This is a genomic window from Streptomyces soli (assembly GCF_003999195.1).
Taxonomy (GTDB): domain Bacteria; phylum Actinomycetota; class Actinomycetes; order Streptomycetales; family Streptomycetaceae; genus Actinacidiphila; species Actinacidiphila soli.
The window spans coordinates 57,240-71,552 of record NZ_RJVR01000360.1; the positions used below are offsets into that span (position 1 = coordinate 57,240).

At 69.6% G+C, this 14,313-nt stretch carries 17 protein-coding genes and 1 pseudogene; 9 read left to right on the top strand and 9 right to left on the bottom strand.

Annotated elements, in window-relative coordinates; translation table 11 throughout:
* Positions 1-89: 89 nt before the first annotated feature.
* The gene (gene mce / locus EFK10_RS44565) at positions 90-518 is read right to left on the bottom strand and encodes a methylmalonyl-CoA epimerase (RefSeq protein ID WP_127361335.1); all 429 of its coding nucleotides are present in this window, start codon (positions 516-518) and stop codon (positions 90-92) included.
* A gap of 140 nt (positions 519-658) precedes the next feature.
* Here mce and EFK10_RS44570 point away from each other — a divergent pair, with 140 nt between their 5' ends.
* Together EFK10_RS44570 and meaB are read left to right on the top strand one after the other, a co-directional pair.
* Positions 659-1,858 (top strand): acetyl-CoA C-acetyltransferase, encoded by a 1,200-nt coding sequence (locus tag EFK10_RS44570; RefSeq protein WP_127361336.1) that lies wholly within the window; start codon positions 659-661, stop codon positions 1,856-1,858.
* Between the two features lie 41 nt (positions 1,859-1,899).
* The gene (gene meaB / locus EFK10_RS44575; protein ID WP_127361337.1) at positions 1,900-2,856 is read left to right on the top strand and encodes a methylmalonyl Co-A mutase-associated GTPase MeaB; all 957 of its coding nucleotides are present in this window, start codon (positions 1,900-1,902) and stop codon (positions 2,854-2,856) included.
* A 31-nt stretch (positions 2,857-2,887) separates the two neighbouring features.
* Here the strand turns inward: meaB and EFK10_RS44580 are convergent, their stop codons facing one another.
* From EFK10_RS44580 to EFK10_RS44600, 5 genes are all read right to left on the bottom strand, one after another.
* Positions 2,888-3,394: a MarR family winged helix-turn-helix transcriptional regulator gene (locus tag EFK10_RS44580; RefSeq protein WP_127361338.1), complete on the bottom strand. Its 507-nt coding sequence runs from the start codon at positions 3,392-3,394 to the stop codon at positions 2,888-2,890.
* Between the two features lie 65 nt (positions 3,395-3,459).
* The gene (locus EFK10_RS44585) at positions 3,460-4,248 is read right to left on the bottom strand and encodes an AIM24 family protein (RefSeq protein ID WP_127361339.1); all 789 of its coding nucleotides are present in this window, start codon (positions 4,246-4,248) and stop codon (positions 3,460-3,462) included.
* Between the two features lie 100 nt (positions 4,249-4,348).
* Positions 4,349-4,999 carry an AIM24 family protein gene (locus tag EFK10_RS44590; RefSeq protein WP_127361340.1) on the bottom strand — a complete coding sequence of 217 codons (651 nt, stop codon included), beginning with the start codon at positions 4,997-4,999 and terminating at the stop codon, positions 4,349-4,351.
* Between the two features lie 2 nt (positions 5,000-5,001).
* Positions 5,002-5,640, bottom strand: coding sequence for an AIM24 family protein (locus EFK10_RS44595; RefSeq protein ID WP_127361341.1), 639 nt, complete (start codon positions 5,638-5,640; stop codon positions 5,002-5,004).
* A gap of 3 nt (positions 5,641-5,643) precedes the next feature.
* Positions 5,644-6,441, bottom strand: a complete 798-nt coding sequence (locus tag EFK10_RS44600) for a DUF2127 domain-containing protein (RefSeq protein ID WP_127361342.1) — start codon at positions 6,439-6,441, stop codon at positions 5,644-5,646.
* A gap of 170 nt (positions 6,442-6,611) precedes the next feature.
* Here EFK10_RS44600 and EFK10_RS44605 point away from each other — a divergent pair, with 170 nt between their 5' ends.
* From EFK10_RS44605 to EFK10_RS44615, 3 genes are all read left to right on the top strand, one after another.
* Complete coding sequence (locus EFK10_RS44605; protein WP_127361343.1) at positions 6,612-6,959, top strand: DUF3817 domain-containing protein; 348 nt, start codon at positions 6,612-6,614, stop codon at positions 6,957-6,959.
* The gene (locus EFK10_RS44610) at positions 6,956-7,246 is read left to right on the top strand and encodes an MTH1187 family thiamine-binding protein (protein ID WP_127361344.1); all 291 of its coding nucleotides are present in this window, start codon (positions 6,956-6,958) and stop codon (positions 7,244-7,246) included. The genes EFK10_RS44605 and EFK10_RS44610 overlap by 4 nt, the downstream gene beginning before the upstream one ends.
* Before the next feature lie 237 nt (positions 7,247-7,483).
* Positions 7,484-8,122, top strand: a complete 639-nt coding sequence (locus tag EFK10_RS44615) for a TetR/AcrR family transcriptional regulator (protein ID WP_127361345.1) — start codon at positions 7,484-7,486, stop codon at positions 8,120-8,122.
* On the opposite strand, the gene EFK10_RS44620 is transcribed toward EFK10_RS44615, so the two are convergent.
* Together EFK10_RS44620 and EFK10_RS44625 are read right to left on the bottom strand one after the other, a co-directional pair.
* A complete protein-coding gene (locus tag EFK10_RS44620; protein WP_127361346.1) occupies positions 8,090-9,088 on the bottom strand; it encodes an ArsR/SmtB family transcription factor in 999 nt (332 codons plus the stop codon). The two genes, EFK10_RS44615 and EFK10_RS44620, sit on opposite strands and share 33 nt — an antisense overlap.
* 93 nt (positions 9,089-9,181) lie before the next feature.
* Positions 9,182-9,517 (bottom strand): annotated as a pseudogene (locus EFK10_RS44625) (M4 family metallopeptidase); the annotation flags it as partial.
* Positions 9,518-9,780: 263 nt separating this feature from the next.
* Here EFK10_RS44625 and EFK10_RS44630 point away from each other — a divergent pair.
* The 3 genes from EFK10_RS44630 (at position 9,781) to EFK10_RS44640 (ending at position 12,460) form a co-directional block, all read left to right on the top strand.
* Positions 9,781-10,293, top strand: coding sequence for a MarR family winged helix-turn-helix transcriptional regulator (locus EFK10_RS44630; RefSeq protein ID WP_127361348.1), 513 nt, complete (start codon positions 9,781-9,783; stop codon positions 10,291-10,293).
* Between the two features lie 33 nt (positions 10,294-10,326).
* Positions 10,327-10,665, top strand: a complete 339-nt coding sequence (locus EFK10_RS44635; protein ID WP_127361349.1) for a DUF3817 domain-containing protein — start codon at positions 10,327-10,329, stop codon at positions 10,663-10,665.
* Positions 10,666-10,759: 94 nt separating this feature from the next.
* A complete protein-coding gene (locus EFK10_RS44640) occupies positions 10,760-12,460 on the top strand; it encodes an acyl-CoA mutase large subunit family protein (RefSeq protein ID WP_127361350.1) in 1,701 nt (566 codons plus the stop codon).
* Positions 12,461-12,526: 66 nt separating this feature from the next.
* Here EFK10_RS44640 and EFK10_RS44645 read toward each other — a convergent pair whose 3' ends face one another.
* Positions 12,527-13,141, bottom strand: a complete 615-nt coding sequence (locus EFK10_RS44645; RefSeq protein ID WP_127361351.1) for a TetR/AcrR family transcriptional regulator — start codon at positions 13,139-13,141, stop codon at positions 12,527-12,529.
* A 110-nt stretch (positions 13,142-13,251) separates the two neighbouring features.
* On the opposite strand from EFK10_RS44645, the gene EFK10_RS44650 reads away from it, so the two are divergent.
* Positions 13,252-14,217, top strand: a complete 966-nt coding sequence (locus tag EFK10_RS44650; protein ID WP_127361352.1) for a tetratricopeptide repeat protein — start codon at positions 13,252-13,254, stop codon at positions 14,215-14,217.
* The last annotated feature ends 96 nt before the right edge of the window (positions 14,218-14,313 follow it).

Genomic DNA, 14,313 nt, shown 5'->3' on the forward strand with positions numbered 1-14,313 from the left:
GTGACTGATCCACGCCGAAGCGCGGGCCGGTACCCCACCCAGCCCACCCCGGTCGGCTCGGTCACTCTACCGGGGGGAAAGGGCCTGGGTCAGTGGTCCTTGTCGGACGTGACGAGCTCTGTGAGTACCCCATGACAGTCCTTGGGGTGCAGGAATGTGATTCGGGACCCCATCGAACCGATACGCGGCTCCTCATAAAGGACGCGTACGCCCTTGCTTTTGATGTCGGCGGAGTCCGCGTCCACGTCCGCCGTGCCGAAGGCGATGTGGTGGACGCCCTCACCGTTCTTGGCCAGCCACTTCGCGACGGTGGAGTCCTCGCGGGTCGGCTCCAGCAGCTGAAGGTAGGAGGCCCCGCCGTCGTCGGTGTTGTTGATCTTGAGCATGGCCTCGCGAACACCCTGTTCCTCGTTGACCTCGGAGTGGAACACCTCGAAGCCGTACGTGGCACGGTAGAACTCGACGGTCTTGTCCAGGTCGAAACAGGCGATACCGATGTGGTCGATTCGAGTCAGCATGGGTCCAGTGCACCCCTCACACGCATGGTCACGCAACGTGCGCGCGATCACACCGTCCGCCGCGTGACCGTGGCGCTACCGCTCAGTACATTGACGGAAACCCTCGTTAACATCTTCCCTCCGTGCAAAGGGGCCGCGTCATGACCAGCCAGGAAGCACGAACGTCCGTGATCGTCGCAGGCGCCCGCACCCCCATGGGGCGCCTGCTGGGGTCGCTCAAGGGCTTCTCCGGAGCCGACCTGGGCGGCTTCGCCATCAAGGCCGCCCTCGACCGGGCGGGCATCGGCGGCGACCAGGTGCAGTACGTGATCATGGGCCAGGTGCTGCAGGCCGGGGCCGGCCAGATCCCCGCCCGCCAGGCCGCCGTCAAGGCCGGGATCCCGATGAGCGTCCCGGCGCTCACCATCAACAAGGTGTGTCTGTCCGGGCTCGACGCGATCGCGCTTGCCGACCAACTGATCCGCGCGGGTGAGTTCGACGTGGTGGTGGCCGGCGGCCAGGAGTCCATGACCAACGCCCCCCACCTGCTCCCCAAGTCCCGCGAGGGCTACAAGTACGGCGCGGTCGAGGTCCTTGACGCGATGGCGTACGACGGGCTGACCGACGCCTTCGAGAACATCGCGATGGGCGAGTCCACGGAGAAGCACAACAGCCGGCTCGGCATCGACCGCGCCCCGCAGGACGAGTTCGCGGCCCTGTCGCACCAGCGGGCCGCCGCCGCCCAGAAGAACGGGCTCTTCGAGGCCGAGATCACGCCGGTCGAGATCCCGCAGCGCAAGGGCGAGCCGGTCGTCTTCAGCAAGGACGAGGGCATCCGCGCCGAGACGACCGCCGAGTCCCTGGGCAAGCTGCGGCCCGCCTTCACCAAGGACGGCACCATCACGGCCGGTACGTCCTCGCAGATCTCCGACGGTGCGGCGGCGGTGGTCGTGATGAGCAAGGCCCTCGCGCAGGAGTGGGGCCTGGAGTGGATCGCCGAGATCGGCGCACACGGCAATGTCGCGGGCCCGGACAACTCGCTGCAGTCGCAGCCGTCCAACGCGATCGCGCACGCCCTGAAGAAGGAGGGCCTGGGGGTCGAAGATCTTGACCTGATCGAGATCAACGAGGCCTTCGCGGCCGTCGCCGTCCAGTCGATGAAGGATCTCGGGGTGACACCTGAAAAGGTGAACGTGAACGGCGGCGCCATCGCCCTCGGTCACCCGATCGGGATGTCCGGCGCGCGGCTCGTCCTTCACCTCGCCCTTGAGCTGAAGCGGCGCGGCGGTGGAGTGGGCGCGGCCGCCTTGTGCGGCGGCGGTGGGCAGGGCGATGCTCTGATCATCCGCGTGGACAAGTAATCCGCTGATCCGATCGTAGAAATCGTAGAAACGGAGCCGCAATGGTGGACGTCCCCACCCTGGTCGAGCAGGCACGGCAGGGCCACCCCCGCGCCGTCGCCCGCCTGATCTCCCTCGTGGAGGGGGCGTCCCCGCAGCTCCGTGACGTCATGGCCGCGCTCGCGCCGCTCACCGGCGGCGCGTACGTGGTCGGGCTCACCGGCTCCCCGGGCGTCGGCAAGTCCACATCCACGTCGGCCCTGGTCACCGCCTACCGCCGGGCCGGAAAGCGCGTCGGCGTACTGGCGGTGGACCCGTCCTCGCCGTTCAGTGGGGGCGCGCTGCTGGGCGACCGGGTCCGGATGTCCGACCACGCGTCCGACCCCGGCGTCTACATCCGCTCCATGGCCACCCGCGGCCACCTCGGCGGCCTCGCCTGGGCGGCCCCGCAGGCCATTCGCGTCCTCGACGCGGCCGGCTGCGAGGTGATCCTCGTGGAGACCGTCGGCGTCGGCCAGTCCGAGGTCGAGATCGCCGCCCAGGCCGACACCTCGGTCGTGCTGCTGGCTCCCGGCATGGGCGACGGCATCCAGGCGGCCAAGGCCGGCATCCTCGAGATCGGCGACGTCTACGTCGTCAACAAGGCGGACCGCGACGGCGCCGACGCCACCGCCCGCGAGCTCAACCACATGCTCGGCCTCGGCGAATCCCGCGCTCCCGGCGACTGGCGTCCGCCCATCGTCAAAACCGTCGCCGCCCGTGGTGAAGGCATCGACGAAGTCGTCGCCTCGCTCGAAAAGCACCGCGCCTGGATGGAGGAGCACGGCGTCCTCGCCGACCGTCGTCGTCGCCGCGCCGCCCTCGAGGTCGAGCACATCGCCGTCACGGCCCTGCGCGAACGCATCGGCGACCTCCACGGCGACCGCCGCCTCGACTCCCTCGCCGACCGCATCGTCAACGGCGAGCTCGACCCGTACACGGCGGCGGACGAGTTGGTGGCGGGCCTGACGGAGGGCTGACCTCCCTGGCGTGGTCCGCCCTACGCCCGCCCTATTCGCGGCCGCGGACCTCGCGGAGGTGCTCGGCCACCGGCGTCAGGGAGCGCTGCAGGGCTGTCAGGTCCTCATCCGCCAGGAGGTCGATGAAGTGCTCGCGCACCGCGGCGACGTGGTGAGGGGCGACCTTGCGCATGGTCTCCCAGCCGTCGTCGGTGAGGACGGCGAAGAGGCCGCGGCGGTCGGATTCGCAGTTCTCGCGGCGGACCAGGCCAGCGGTCTCCATACGGGAGATCTGGTGGGAGAGGCGGGACTTGGACTGGAGGGTCGCGCGGGCGAGATCGGACATGCGGAGGCGGCGGTCCGGGGCTTCGGAGAGGTTGACCAGGATTTCGTAGTCGTTGTAGGTCAGGCCGAAGGGCTGGAGATCGCGTTCGAGCTGGTGGGTCAGGAGTTTGCTGACCTCCAGGTGGGTGCGCCAGGCACGCTGTTGTGCGGCGGTGAGCCAAACGTCGGGGCCATCGCTGTTGCCGGGCTTCTTGGTCTCCGTCTCCGTCTCCATGTTGTGAGTATACCTAGGAAGTTGAAAACTAGATTACTTGGGGTCGCTTTTCCGTGTCCGCGCGGTCACAGACCGAAGCGGCGCTGCAGATCCCCCAGCTGGCCGGGCATGCGCGGCACGCCCTGCTGCTGTCCGCCGTGGCCTGCGCCCGGGACGCCGGGCTCGTGGGGGACGGCGCCGGTGGCCTGCTCGGGCATCAGGACTTCGCTGGACTGGAGGAGGACCTGCCCGGCGCCGACGAATTCAAACTGGTGTTCCTCGCCGGAGGTGCCGCCGATGCCGGTGAGCGCCCGGACGCCGCCCAGAACTCCGCGCAGGTAACCGTGGTCGTAGTGGTGGCAGGGAGACGGGCAGTCGGCCCAGCCGACCAGCGCCTGCGGGTCGACGCGGATCGGAGGCTCGACGAAGTGCACGGCGCCATTTGAGGCGGCGACGAACTTGCCGGTGCCGATCAGGGTCAGGAAGCCCGGAATGATCGACTGCTTGAGCGAGAGCCCGGGCTGGAAGGCCAGCAGGTTGCCGGAGCGGATCGTCAGGTTGCCGTTCTCGAGGTCGTAGGAGTTGACGTCGAAGGCACGGTCGGCGAGCAGCAGCTTGCCCTGGCCCTCGGCGACGATCCAGTCGGAGGCATGCAGTGGGGAGTGGAAGTTGGCGCGGACGAGGCCGTCGAGGGGGCCGTGGCCGATGCCGTTGAAGGTGATCTGCCCGTAGTAGGCGATCATCTTGCCCTTCTGCAGGAACCACTGGCCCTTGAGGTCCACGCAGAAGGCGTACGGATTGACGTTGTCGTCTACCGGGAGCGTGTAGGGGTCGTGGACGACGGGCCCTCCCGGGCCGGGGTACTGGGAACTCATCGGCCTTCTCCTCGCCGCAGTGCCGTGCCCGGCCGCTCGGCCGGTGTGTGGTGCGCCCGGCGGTGGCCGGTTCGTCCTCGTCGGGTCAGCGAGCGCAGCGTCACAGCTTCTCCTCCGACGCCTGTACGTACACCGTGCCCTGCCCCGACAGCTCCAGCTGGAAGGCCTCGCCGGAGCCGCGCCCGACCATGTCGCGCCAGCCCAGCGCGGTGGAGAGCTTGTTGCGTACGTCGCCGCGATGGGCGACGTACGCCTGCGGGTCGACGTGGACCGGCCGCTGCGGACTGATCGGCAGCTCGATGACGCCGCCGTGGGCCATGACGGCGACGGCCCCCTGCCCCTGCAGGGTCGTGGTGAACAGGCCCTGGCCCGTGACCTGGCCGCGGACGATGCCCATCACGCCGCCCTGGGAGCCCATGAACATCGTGCTCTGCCGCAGTGAGCCCTCGAAGGCCAGCAGGCGGTCGGCCTCGACGTAGAGGGTGTCGCCGGTCAGGTCGATGGTGTGGACGTGGTGGCCGCCGTGGCCGAACATCACCGAGCCGCGCCCCTCGACCGTCATCAGGGGGGTGGCCTCGTTGGCGACCCGCCGCCCGATCATGGACGCGAAGCCGCCCTGGCCACCCTGGATGTTCGGGGTGAAGGTGACGTCGCCGCGGTAGGCGAGCATGGCGCCGCGCTGGCTGAAGAGCCGCTGCCCCGGCAGGACCTGGGCCTCGACCATCTTGGAGTTGATCCGGGTGAAGGCCATGGTCAGAACTGCCCCCCGATCGTGTTGCGCTCGCTGGGCTGGACGTAGACCAGGCCCTCGCCCTCGAAGCGGATCTGGAAGGACTCGCCGCCGCTCTCGCCGATCATGGAGCGCCAGCTGATGCCGGTCTGGAAGTTCTGCCGGAGGTTGCCGGTGTGGGCCACGTACGCGCCCGGGTCGACCTGCAGCGGGGTCCCGGAGGTGACGCGCAGCACGATCGCCGGGCCGTCGGAGGTGATGGCGGCCTGGCCGACGCCCTCGACGGTGGTGGTGAACAGCCCGTTGCCCTGGGAGGCGCCGCGCAGACCGGTGAAGGTGGTGCCGGTGCGGAGGGCGGCCTCGGTGGCGAGGAGGTTGCTGGCCTCGACGTAGAGCTTCTCGCCTTGCAGGCGGACGAGATTGATCTCGCTCGCGCGGTCGGCGAAGTAGCAGGTGCCGTGCCCCTTCACCTCCATGACCTCCATCGACTCGCCGGTGAGCCGGCGGGTGACCATGCCACGGATGCCCTCGCCGCCGCCGGACATCTTCTTGAACGCCATCTGGCCGTCGTACGCGACCATCGCGCCGTTCTTCGCCTTCACGGCATCGCCGGTCATGTCCACGGCGAGCACTTTGCTGCCCTGCAGTCGGAATTGCGCCACGGGTCAGACCGTATCCGTCGTCGTGCCGCTCGTCACCGGGTTGCGCTCGCCCGCCGACTCCTCGACCTCCAGCAGCGACGCGCTGCGGCGCTCCGCCTCGAAGGCCTCGACGCCGCCACGCAGCCCGAACAGCCGCTTGGAGAGCAGGATGTAGAGGACGGCGAGAATGTTGAGGACCAGCGTGGCGATCTTGATCCAGCTGGTCTTCTCCGTCAGCTCGTAGATCTCCAGCGGCAGGAAGGCGGCCGTGGCGACGACGGTCAGATACTCCGCCCAGCGCTTGGTCATCCACAGGCCGACGCCCTCGATGATCTCGATCAGCGCGTACGCGAGGAGGGCCACGGCGACGATCAACAGCGTCGAGTGCTTGTACTCGAAGGTCTTGCGGATGGTGTCGACGACGGGGGAGTGGTCGATGTCGTAGTGGAAGTGCTGGGCGATCGGCCGGAAGACGGTGAGGTTGTTCTCGAAGAGGCGGTGGACCGCGTCCTGCGAGTTGCTGAACTTCCACACCGCCCAGGCGGCGAGGACGATGAACAGCCCGCGCAGGATCCGCTCCACGGCGAGGAAGCGCAGGATGAACAGGTCCCGCAGCGCCCGTCCGCGCGGCACCTCGGGCGCCCGGTCCGCCGGCCCCGAGCCGTGCGGGGCGCCCAGCGCGAAGTCGCCGCAGCGCAGGCAGCGCCAGGCGTCGCCGAGCGCGGTGGCGGCGTGCAGCCGCTCGCGCAGATGCTCCTCCTCCGGGGCGTAGGTGACGTGCCCCTTGCGGGAGCAGGTACGCCGGTCCCAGTCGAACTTCATGGCTCAATCCCCGTTGGCTGGTCGCGAGTGTCACAGGTGTCGTGGAGGGGGACGCTACCGTGCGACCCGCGGTTGCCGACCCCCGGCGAGGGTCGGCGAACGGACGGGCGATAATGGGAGCTGCTTGTGAACGTACGCACAAGCGCTGCCCCAACCCCCGAAGGTGATCCGTGGACATCAAAACAGCCTCAGCGCTGCAAAGGCTCCGACTGGTCTCCGCCCCCGAGGCGGTGTCCTACTTCCTGCTGCTGCCGATCGGGGTGGTCCTCAAGAACGCGACCTCCTTCAACCCGGTGCCCGTGCTGGGCTGGGTACACGGCATCCTCTTCATTCTGTACGTGGTCTTCTGGGCCGACGCGTGGAACCGTGCCAGGTGGGACAAGAAGCCCGCCTTCGTCTACCTCGTCCTGTCGGTGGTGCCGCTTGGCGGGTTCGTCGCCGAGCGGAAGCTGAGGCGCGAACTGGACGACGAGATCATCGCGGCCCGGGCCCGCCAGGAAGCGGGAGCCAAGGCATGATCGTCGCCTTCTCCGTCTCCCCGCTCGGCGTCGGCGAGGACGTCGGCGAATACGTCGCCGACGCCGTCCGCGTCGTCCGCGAGTCCGGCCTCCCGAACCGCACCGACGCGATGTTCACCTCCATCGAGGGCGACTGGGACGAGGTCATGGACGTCGTCAAGCGCGCCGTCGCAGCCGTCGAGGCCCGTGCGCCGCGCGTGTCCCTCGTGCTCAAGGCCGACATCCGGCAGGGCGTCACGGACGGCCTGACGTCCAAGGTCGAAACGATCGAACGGCACCTTGCGTAGGGTTTTCCCTCATTGAGCGGTCGCTCAAATTTGCCTTAAAGTCAAATTGAGCGACCGCTCAAAAGTTGCCTGGGACGCGCGGAAGGGGAGCCGCGGCGATTCAGGTACGGGGTCCGGGTCCTTCCGGGACTCAATGCGTCACTGGTCGGGCACCACCACCGCTGGGGAGCGGCACTGCTCGGACGGGATCCGGACCCCGGCTTTCGCTGTGCACGGCGTGCGGGAGGAGGCCCGGGCATGAGCGACACGCGGGAGAGGCTGTTGGCGGGGGCGCTGGAGGTGCTGGGGGAGCACGGGATCGCGGGGGCGTCGGCGCGGACGGTTGCGGCGGCGGCGGGGGTGAACCAGGCGTTGGTCTTCTATCACTTCGGGTCGATGGACGAGCTGCTGGCGGCGGCCGCCCGGCATGGCGCCGAGGAGCGGGTCGCGCTGTACCGGGAGCGGCTCGGAGAGGTCCGTACGCTGGCCGAACTCATCGCCCTGGCAAGGCAATTGCACGCGCAGGAACGCGCCGCCGGCCATGTCGCCGTCCTGGCCCAGCTGCTGGCCGGGGCCCAGACGCAGGAGCGGCTGGTGCCGGCGACGGCGGCGGGGCTCACGCTGTGGGTGGACGAGACCGAGCAGGTGCTGACGCGGGTGCTGGGCGGTACGCCGCTCGCGGAGTTCGTGGATGTCGGCGGGCTCGCGCGGGCCGTGGCGGCGGGCTTTGTCGGGCTGGAGCTGTACGAGGGCGTGGATCCGGAGGGGACCGAGCGCGCGCTGTCCTCGCTGGAGCAACTGGCCGGGCTGATGACCGCGTTGGAGGAGCTGGGCCCGGTCGCGCAGCGCGCGGTACGGGCGAGGCTACGCCGGACCGCTGCCCCCGGCTCCCGCTAGGGCGAGGCCCGGCGGTGTGCGCTCGTACAGGACCTGGTGCCCGTGGCGGCGCGAGGTGAGCAGTCCGGCGTCCCGCAGGACGGTCAGGTGCGCGGAGACGGAGGACGGGGCGAGGCCGAGCCGGTCGGCGAGGACGGTGGTGGAGGCGGGCTCGTCGAGACCGGCGAGGATGGCGGCGCGGTTGGGTCCGAGGAGCCGGACGAGGGCGTCGGAGGGGGCCTGCGGGGTCTGCCAGAGGGCGCCGATGCCACGGGCGGGGTAGATCACGGTCGGCTGCCAGGGCTCGGCGAAGCCGCTGACCGCGTCCGGCCAGACGAAGACGCTGGGCAGCAGCAGGACACCCCGGCCGTCGAGCCGCTGCTCCTCCAGGTGGTCGTCGCGGGTATGCAGGGTCAGCGTGCCGTCCGCCCAGGCCAGCCTCGGGTGCAGGTCGGCGAAGAGCCCGCGCAGGCCGTCCAGGGCCAACTGCCTTGAGCGGTACGCGATGTCGGCCTCGAGCAACGCCCGCAGCCGGGGCCAGTCCGGGGCGACCAGTGCCTGCCAGATCTGCTCGGTGACATCGGCCAGGCGCTGGACGGCGTACGCCGGATCCGCCAGCAGCTCCCGGCCCAGGGGCGATTCGGCGGCACCCGGCGTGCACGCCAGCGACCGGACCATCTCCTCCCGGGCCAGCCCCGGATCGGTGCCGCGCAGCAGCGCCAGCTCGTCCTCGAAGGTGGGCGCGGGGGTTGCCGGCGGCCGGCCCAGGAAGTCCGGCGTATAGCCCGGCTGCGGCATGAACAGCCACAACGGCGCCAGATCGAGCCCGGCCACGGCCGGCCGCATCCGCCGCAGCCACGGCCGGTGGTAGCCGTGCCGCTCGGTGCGCCGCAGGGTCCGTACGGCCTCATGCGTCTCGCACAGCGGCGACAGCGCGAACCGGCAGCGCAACAGGTCGTCGGTACCGAAGCGCAGATGCAGTGGCATGCGGCGGTCACCTCCCCGGACGTACGACAGCGGTGGTGCGGTCCGTAGAGCGTACGGACCGCACCACCGCCGGTGATGACCTGAGGAGCGGGGTCAGCTGACGTTGACGCCGGTCCAGGCGGCGGCGACGGCCTTGTACTCGGTGCTGGTGCTGCCGTAGAGGTCGGTGGCCGCCTTGAGGGTGGCGGCGCGGGCGGCGGAGTAGCTGGTGGAGGAGGTGAAGTAGACGGTGAGGGCGCGGTACCAGATGGCGGCGGCCTTGTCGCGGCCGATGCCGGTGACGGTGGTGCCGCTGTAGGTGGGGCTGGAGTAGCTGACGCCATTGATGGTCTTGGAGCCGCTGCCCTCGGCGAGCAGGTAGTAGAAGTGGTTGCCGACGCCCGAGGAGTAGTGGACGTCGAGGTTCTTCACCGAAGAGGACCACAGGTCCACTTCACCCAATGGCCGGTTATTGGTCGCGTGGACGTCCCCTTACGTTGGCCTTACCAGGGATAAAGAGGCACCAAAGCGTCGCGGGACTAGGGGAATCCCTCCCCTATGAGGGGTGATTTCCGGCCGTAATCCGCTCTTGGGGTGGCTGAAACACCGCTGTAATAGGCACCACAGGCCGATCGCTTATGATCATCGATTCGGCTCGTCCGTTCGGTGAGACAGGGCTGCCCACGATGTGACCGGCGGGTAGGCTCTGGCCCGTGCCGAAGCCGCTGAGCCTGCCTTTCGATCCGATCGCACGCGCCGACGAGACCTGGACCCGGCGCTGGGGCCGGGTGCCCTCGATGGCCGCGATCACCTCGATCATGCGCGCGCAGCAGATCCTGCTCGGCCAGGTCGACGCTGTCGTCAAGCCGTACGGGCTCACCTTCGCCCGGTACGAGGCGCTGGTGCTGCTCACCTTCAGCAAGGCCGGCGAGCTCCCGATGTCCAAGATCGGCGAGCGGCTGATGGTGCACCCCACCTCCGTCACCAACACCGTCGACCGGCTGGTCGCCTCCGGCCTGGTCGCCAAGCGGCCCAACCCGAACGACGGGCGCGGCACCCTCGCCTCGATCACCGACAAGGGCCGCGAGGTCTGCGACGCCGCGACCGAGGACCTCATGGCGATGGACTTCGGCCTCGGGACGTACGACGCCGAGGAGTGCGGCGAGATCTTCGCCCTGCTGAGGCCGCTGCGGATAGCGGCCGGCGACTTCGAGGAGGGCGCGTAAAGCGCCGGAATCGCAACGGTTAGGCTCATCCGCATGAAGCAGAGTGTTCTGACCCGGTACCGCGCGCTCGCGTACACCACCGGCGTACTGCTGATCCTGCTGACTCTCGGTGTGATCGCCAAGTACGTCCTCAAGATCGACGGGGCGGCGGCGTTCACCCAGGTCGTCGCCATCGCCCACGGCTGGCTCTACGTGGTCTACCTGATCTTCGCCTTCGACCTGGGTTCCAAGGCGAAGTGGCCGCTCCCCAAGCTCCTGTGGGTGCTGCTGGCCGGGACGGTCCCGACCGCCGCGTTCTTCGTCGAACGCAAGGTGTCGCGGGAGGTCGAGCCGCTGATCGCGGCCGCCGCCGCCGAGCCGGTCAGCGCCTGACGGTCCTGACGTCAACCGCCCGCCTCGCGCATCGCTCGTACGGCGGGCGGTTTGCCATCGACATTTACTAGGACGTCCTAGTAAATTCGAAGGTATGGACGCCGACGCGATCGACGAGGCCCGCCGCCGCTGGCAGGCCCGGTACGACGCCTCCCGCAAACGGGACGCGGACTTCACCACGCTCTCCGGGGACCCCGTGGAGCCGGTCTACGGGCCGCCGCCCGGTTCGGAGGTGCCCGGCTTCGAGCGGATCGGCTGGCCCGGCGAGTATCCGTACACCCGTGGCCTGTACGCGACGGGGTACCGGGGCCGGACCTGGACCATCCGCCAGTTCGCCGGCTTCGGCAACGCCGAGCAGACGAATGAGCGCTACAAGATGATCCTGGAGGCGGGCGGCGGAGGCCTCTCGGTCGCCTTCGACATGCCCACGCTCATGGGGCGCGACTCCGACGACCCGCGCTCGCTGGGTGAGGTCGGCCACTGCGGCGTCGCCATCGACTCCGCCGCCGACATGGAGCTCCTCTTCAAGGACATCCCGCTCGGCGACGTCACGACCTCCATGACCATCTCCGGGCCGGCCGTCCCCGTCTTCTGTATGTACCTTGTCGCGGCCGAGCGCCAGGGCGTCGACCCCGCCGTCCTCAACGGCACGCTCCAGACCGACATCTTCAAGGAATACATCGCCCAGAAGGAATGGCTCTTCGAGCCCGAGCCGCACCTGCGGCTCATCGGCGACCTCATGGAGCACTGCGCCGCCGGCATCCCCGCGTACAAACCGCTGTCCGTCTCCGGCTACCACATCCGTGAGGCCGGCTCCACGGCCGCGCAGGAGCTCGCCTACACGCTGGCCGACGGCTTCGGCTATGTGGAGCTGGGGCTGTCGCGCGGGCTGGACGTCGACGCCTTCGCGCCGGGGCTGTCCTTCTTCTTCGACGCGCACCTCGACTTCTTCGAGGAGATCGCCAAGTTCCGGGCCGCGCGGCGGATCTGGGCCCGCTGGATGCGGGACGTGTACGGCGCGAAGAGCGAGAAGGCGCAGTGGCTGCGCTTCCACACGCAGACGGCCGGGGTCTCGCTCACGGCCCAGCAGCCGTACAACAACGTTGTACGGACGGCGGTCGAGGCCCTGGCGGCAGTGCTCGGCGGGACGAACTCCCTGCACACCAACGCCCTGGACGAGACCCTGGCCCTGCCGAGCGAGCAGGCGGCTGAGATCGCGCTGCGCACGCAGCAGGTACTGATGGAGGAGACCGGGGTCGCCAACGTCGCGGATCCGCTGGGCGGTTCCTGGTACGTCGAGGCGCTCACCGACCGCATCGAGGCCGACGCGGAACGCATCTTCGAGAAGATCAGGGAGATGGGCGTCCGGGCCGTCCCGGACGGGCGGCATCCCATCGGGCCCATGACCTCCGGCATCCTGCGCGGCATCGAGGACGGCTGGTTCACCGGGGAGATCGCGGAAGCCGCCTTCACGTACCAGCGGGCCCTGGAGAAGCGCGACAAGCGGGTCGTCGGCGTCAACGTCCACCACGGCTCGGTCACCGGCGACCTCGAGATCCTCCGCGTCAGCCACGAAGTCGAACGCGACCAGGTCCGCGTCCTCGCCGATCGCAAGGCCGCCCGCGACGAGGCGGCTGTCGCCTCCGCCCTCAAGGCCATGCTCGCCGCCGCGCGAGACGGTACGAACATGATTGCCCCCATGCTCGACGCTGCGCGGGCCGAAGCGACGCTCGGTGAGATCTGCGGGGTCCTGAGGGAGGAGTGGGGCGGCTACATCGAGCCTGCGCGCTTCTGAACGTGGCCTCTGGATTGGGGGTAGGCCGTCCGCCAGTGCGGAACGCCTGCCCACAACCACGTCGGCTCAGGCTGACGCAAGCCCCGTGAGCAACAGGGCCGTGAAGCCGGCGACCCACGTCGCGTCGACTGGTTCGCCGCTGACGAGGGTGCGGTGCACCACCGCGCCGGCGATGACGTCGAAGATGAGGTCGATCTGGGGGGCGGGGTCGGTGCCGGGGGGGTCGGGGGGGATTTCGCCGCGGCGCTGGGCGCGGCGGCGGCCCTCGACGACGAGGCGTTTTTGGCGGTCGACGATGGAGGAGCGGATGCGCAGCCGGAGGGCGGCGTCGTTCGTGGCCTCGGCGACGACCGCCATCAGGGCTGTCTTTGCCTCGGGCCGCTCCAGCAGCGCGGCGAACTGCAGGACGACGCCCTCCACGTCGGCCCGGAGGCTGCCCAGGTCGGGAAGTTGGAGCTCGTCGAAGAGGACGGCGACGGCGTCCACGGCGAGGTCGTGCTTGTTGGCCCAGCGCCGGTAGAGGGTGGTTTTGGCAACGCCCGCGCGGCCGGCGACGTCGCTCATGGTGAGTTTTCCCCAGCCCAGTTCCACCAGCGCGGCACGCGTCGCTTCCAGGATCGCCAGATCGGCCGAAGCGCTGCGCGGCCGGCCGGTGCGTTTCCCTGTGGGGTGGGTAGACATGGGTTCGGACCCTATCCCCGTTGCGCGGAAAACGGCCATGCAGATACGCTACGGCGCGTAGCGTAAGGTCGATTGTCCGGCGACCGCGATGAGGGGGGAGGATTGGTCTCATGCAGCCACGGAACATGTCCATGAGCGGCGTGGTCGACCTCGCCGCGGTGAAGGCGGCCAGCGAGGCCAAGGCGAAGGCCGAACAGGCCCGCGCGGACGCCGCTCGTAACGGCGGCGGTGCCGCCGCGACCGCCTCTTCCCTTGTGATCGACGTCAGTGAGGCCACCTTCGAGAGCGATGTACTGCAGCGCTCCACCGAGGTCCCGGTCGTCATCAGCTTCGAGGCCGAGCAAGCCCCCGCCAGCCTCGAGCTGGGCGACACGCTGGCCCGCCTCGCGGGGGAGTACGCCGGCCGGTTCGTCGTCGCCAGGGTCGATGTGTACGCGAACCAGATGCTCTTCCAGCAGTTCGGGGTGCAGGGCATCCCGGCGGTCTTCGCGGTGCTGGCGGGGCAGGCCATGCCGCTCTTCCAGGGCGCGGCGCCGGAGGACCAGATCCGTGAGGTGCTGGACCAGTTGATCGCGGTGGCCGAGCAGCGCTTCGGCATCGTGGGGATCCCCGTGGCGGAGGGCCAGGCTCCGGCGGAGGCGCCGGAGCGGGAGGCCACGCCGCAGGAGATCGCGCTGTCGGCGGCGCATGACGCGCTGGACCAGGGAGACCTGGGCGGCGCCGTCCAGGCGTACAAGAACGTGCTGTCGGACGACCCGGCCAATACGGAGGCGAAGCTGGGCCTGGCCCAGGCGGAGCTGCTGAACCGGGTGCAGGACGCGGATCCGCAGGCGGTGCGCAAGGCGGCGGCGGACAACCCGTCCGACGTACCGGCGCAGCTCGCGGCCGCTGACCTGGACCTGGCGGGCGGCCATGTCGAGGACGCCTTCGGGCGTTTGGTGGAGACCGTGCGCAGGACGGCGGGAGATGACCGCAACGCGGCGCGGCTGCGGCTGCTGGAGCTGTTCGAGGTGATCGGCTCCGACGATCCCCGGGTGACGGCGGCGCGGGCGGCGCTGGCGCGGGTGCTGTTCTGACGAAGTTGGCCGGATCGAATGCCGGTTCGACCACTTGCGTACAGCAGTGACTTCGGCGGCCGCGCTTTACCAAATCTTGATGAAGCGCGGTCGCTG

Coding starts and splice junctions, on each gene's coding strand:
- EFK10_RS44570 (WP_127361336.1), top strand. CDS start 659: ATGACCAGCCAGGAAGCACGAACGTCCGTGATCGTCGCAGGCGCCCGC.
- meaB (WP_127361337.1), top strand. CDS start 1,900: ATGGTGGACGTCCCCACCCTGGTCGAGCAGGCACGGCAGGGCCACCCC.
- mce (WP_127361335.1), bottom strand. CDS start 518: ATGCTGACTCGAATCGACCACATCGGTATCGCCTGTTTCGACCTGGAC.
- EFK10_RS44600 (WP_127361342.1), bottom strand. CDS start 6,441: ATGAAGTTCGACTGGGACCGGCGTACCTGCTCCCGCAAGGGGCACGTC.
- EFK10_RS44620 (WP_127361346.1), bottom strand. CDS start 9,088: ATGCCACTGCATCTGCGCTTCGGTACCGACGACCTGTTGCGCTGCCGG.
- EFK10_RS44615 (WP_127361345.1), top strand. CDS start 7,484: ATGAGCGACACGCGGGAGAGGCTGTTGGCGGGGGCGCTGGAGGTGCTG.
- EFK10_RS44650 (WP_127361352.1), top strand. CDS start 13,252: ATGCAGCCACGGAACATGTCCATGAGCGGCGTGGTCGACCTCGCCGCG.
- EFK10_RS44590 (WP_127361340.1), bottom strand. CDS start 4,999: ATGGCCTTCACCCGGATCAACTCCAAGATGGTCGAGGCCCAGGTCCTG.
- EFK10_RS44635 (WP_127361349.1), top strand. CDS start 10,327: ATGAAGCAGAGTGTTCTGACCCGGTACCGCGCGCTCGCGTACACCACC.
- EFK10_RS44580 (WP_127361338.1), bottom strand. CDS start 3,394: ATGGAGACGGAGACGGAGACCAAGAAGCCCGGCAACAGCGATGGCCCC.
- EFK10_RS44645 (WP_127361351.1), bottom strand. CDS start 13,141: ATGTCTACCCACCCCACAGGGAAACGCACCGGCCGGCCGCGCAGCGCT.
- EFK10_RS44640 (WP_127361350.1), top strand. CDS start 10,760: ATGGACGCCGACGCGATCGACGAGGCCCGCCGCCGCTGGCAGGCCCGG.
- EFK10_RS44610 (WP_127361344.1), top strand. CDS start 6,956: ATGATCGTCGCCTTCTCCGTCTCCCCGCTCGGCGTCGGCGAGGACGTC.
- EFK10_RS44585 (WP_127361339.1), bottom strand. CDS start 4,248: ATGAGTTCCCAGTACCCCGGCCCGGGAGGGCCCGTCGTCCACGACCCC.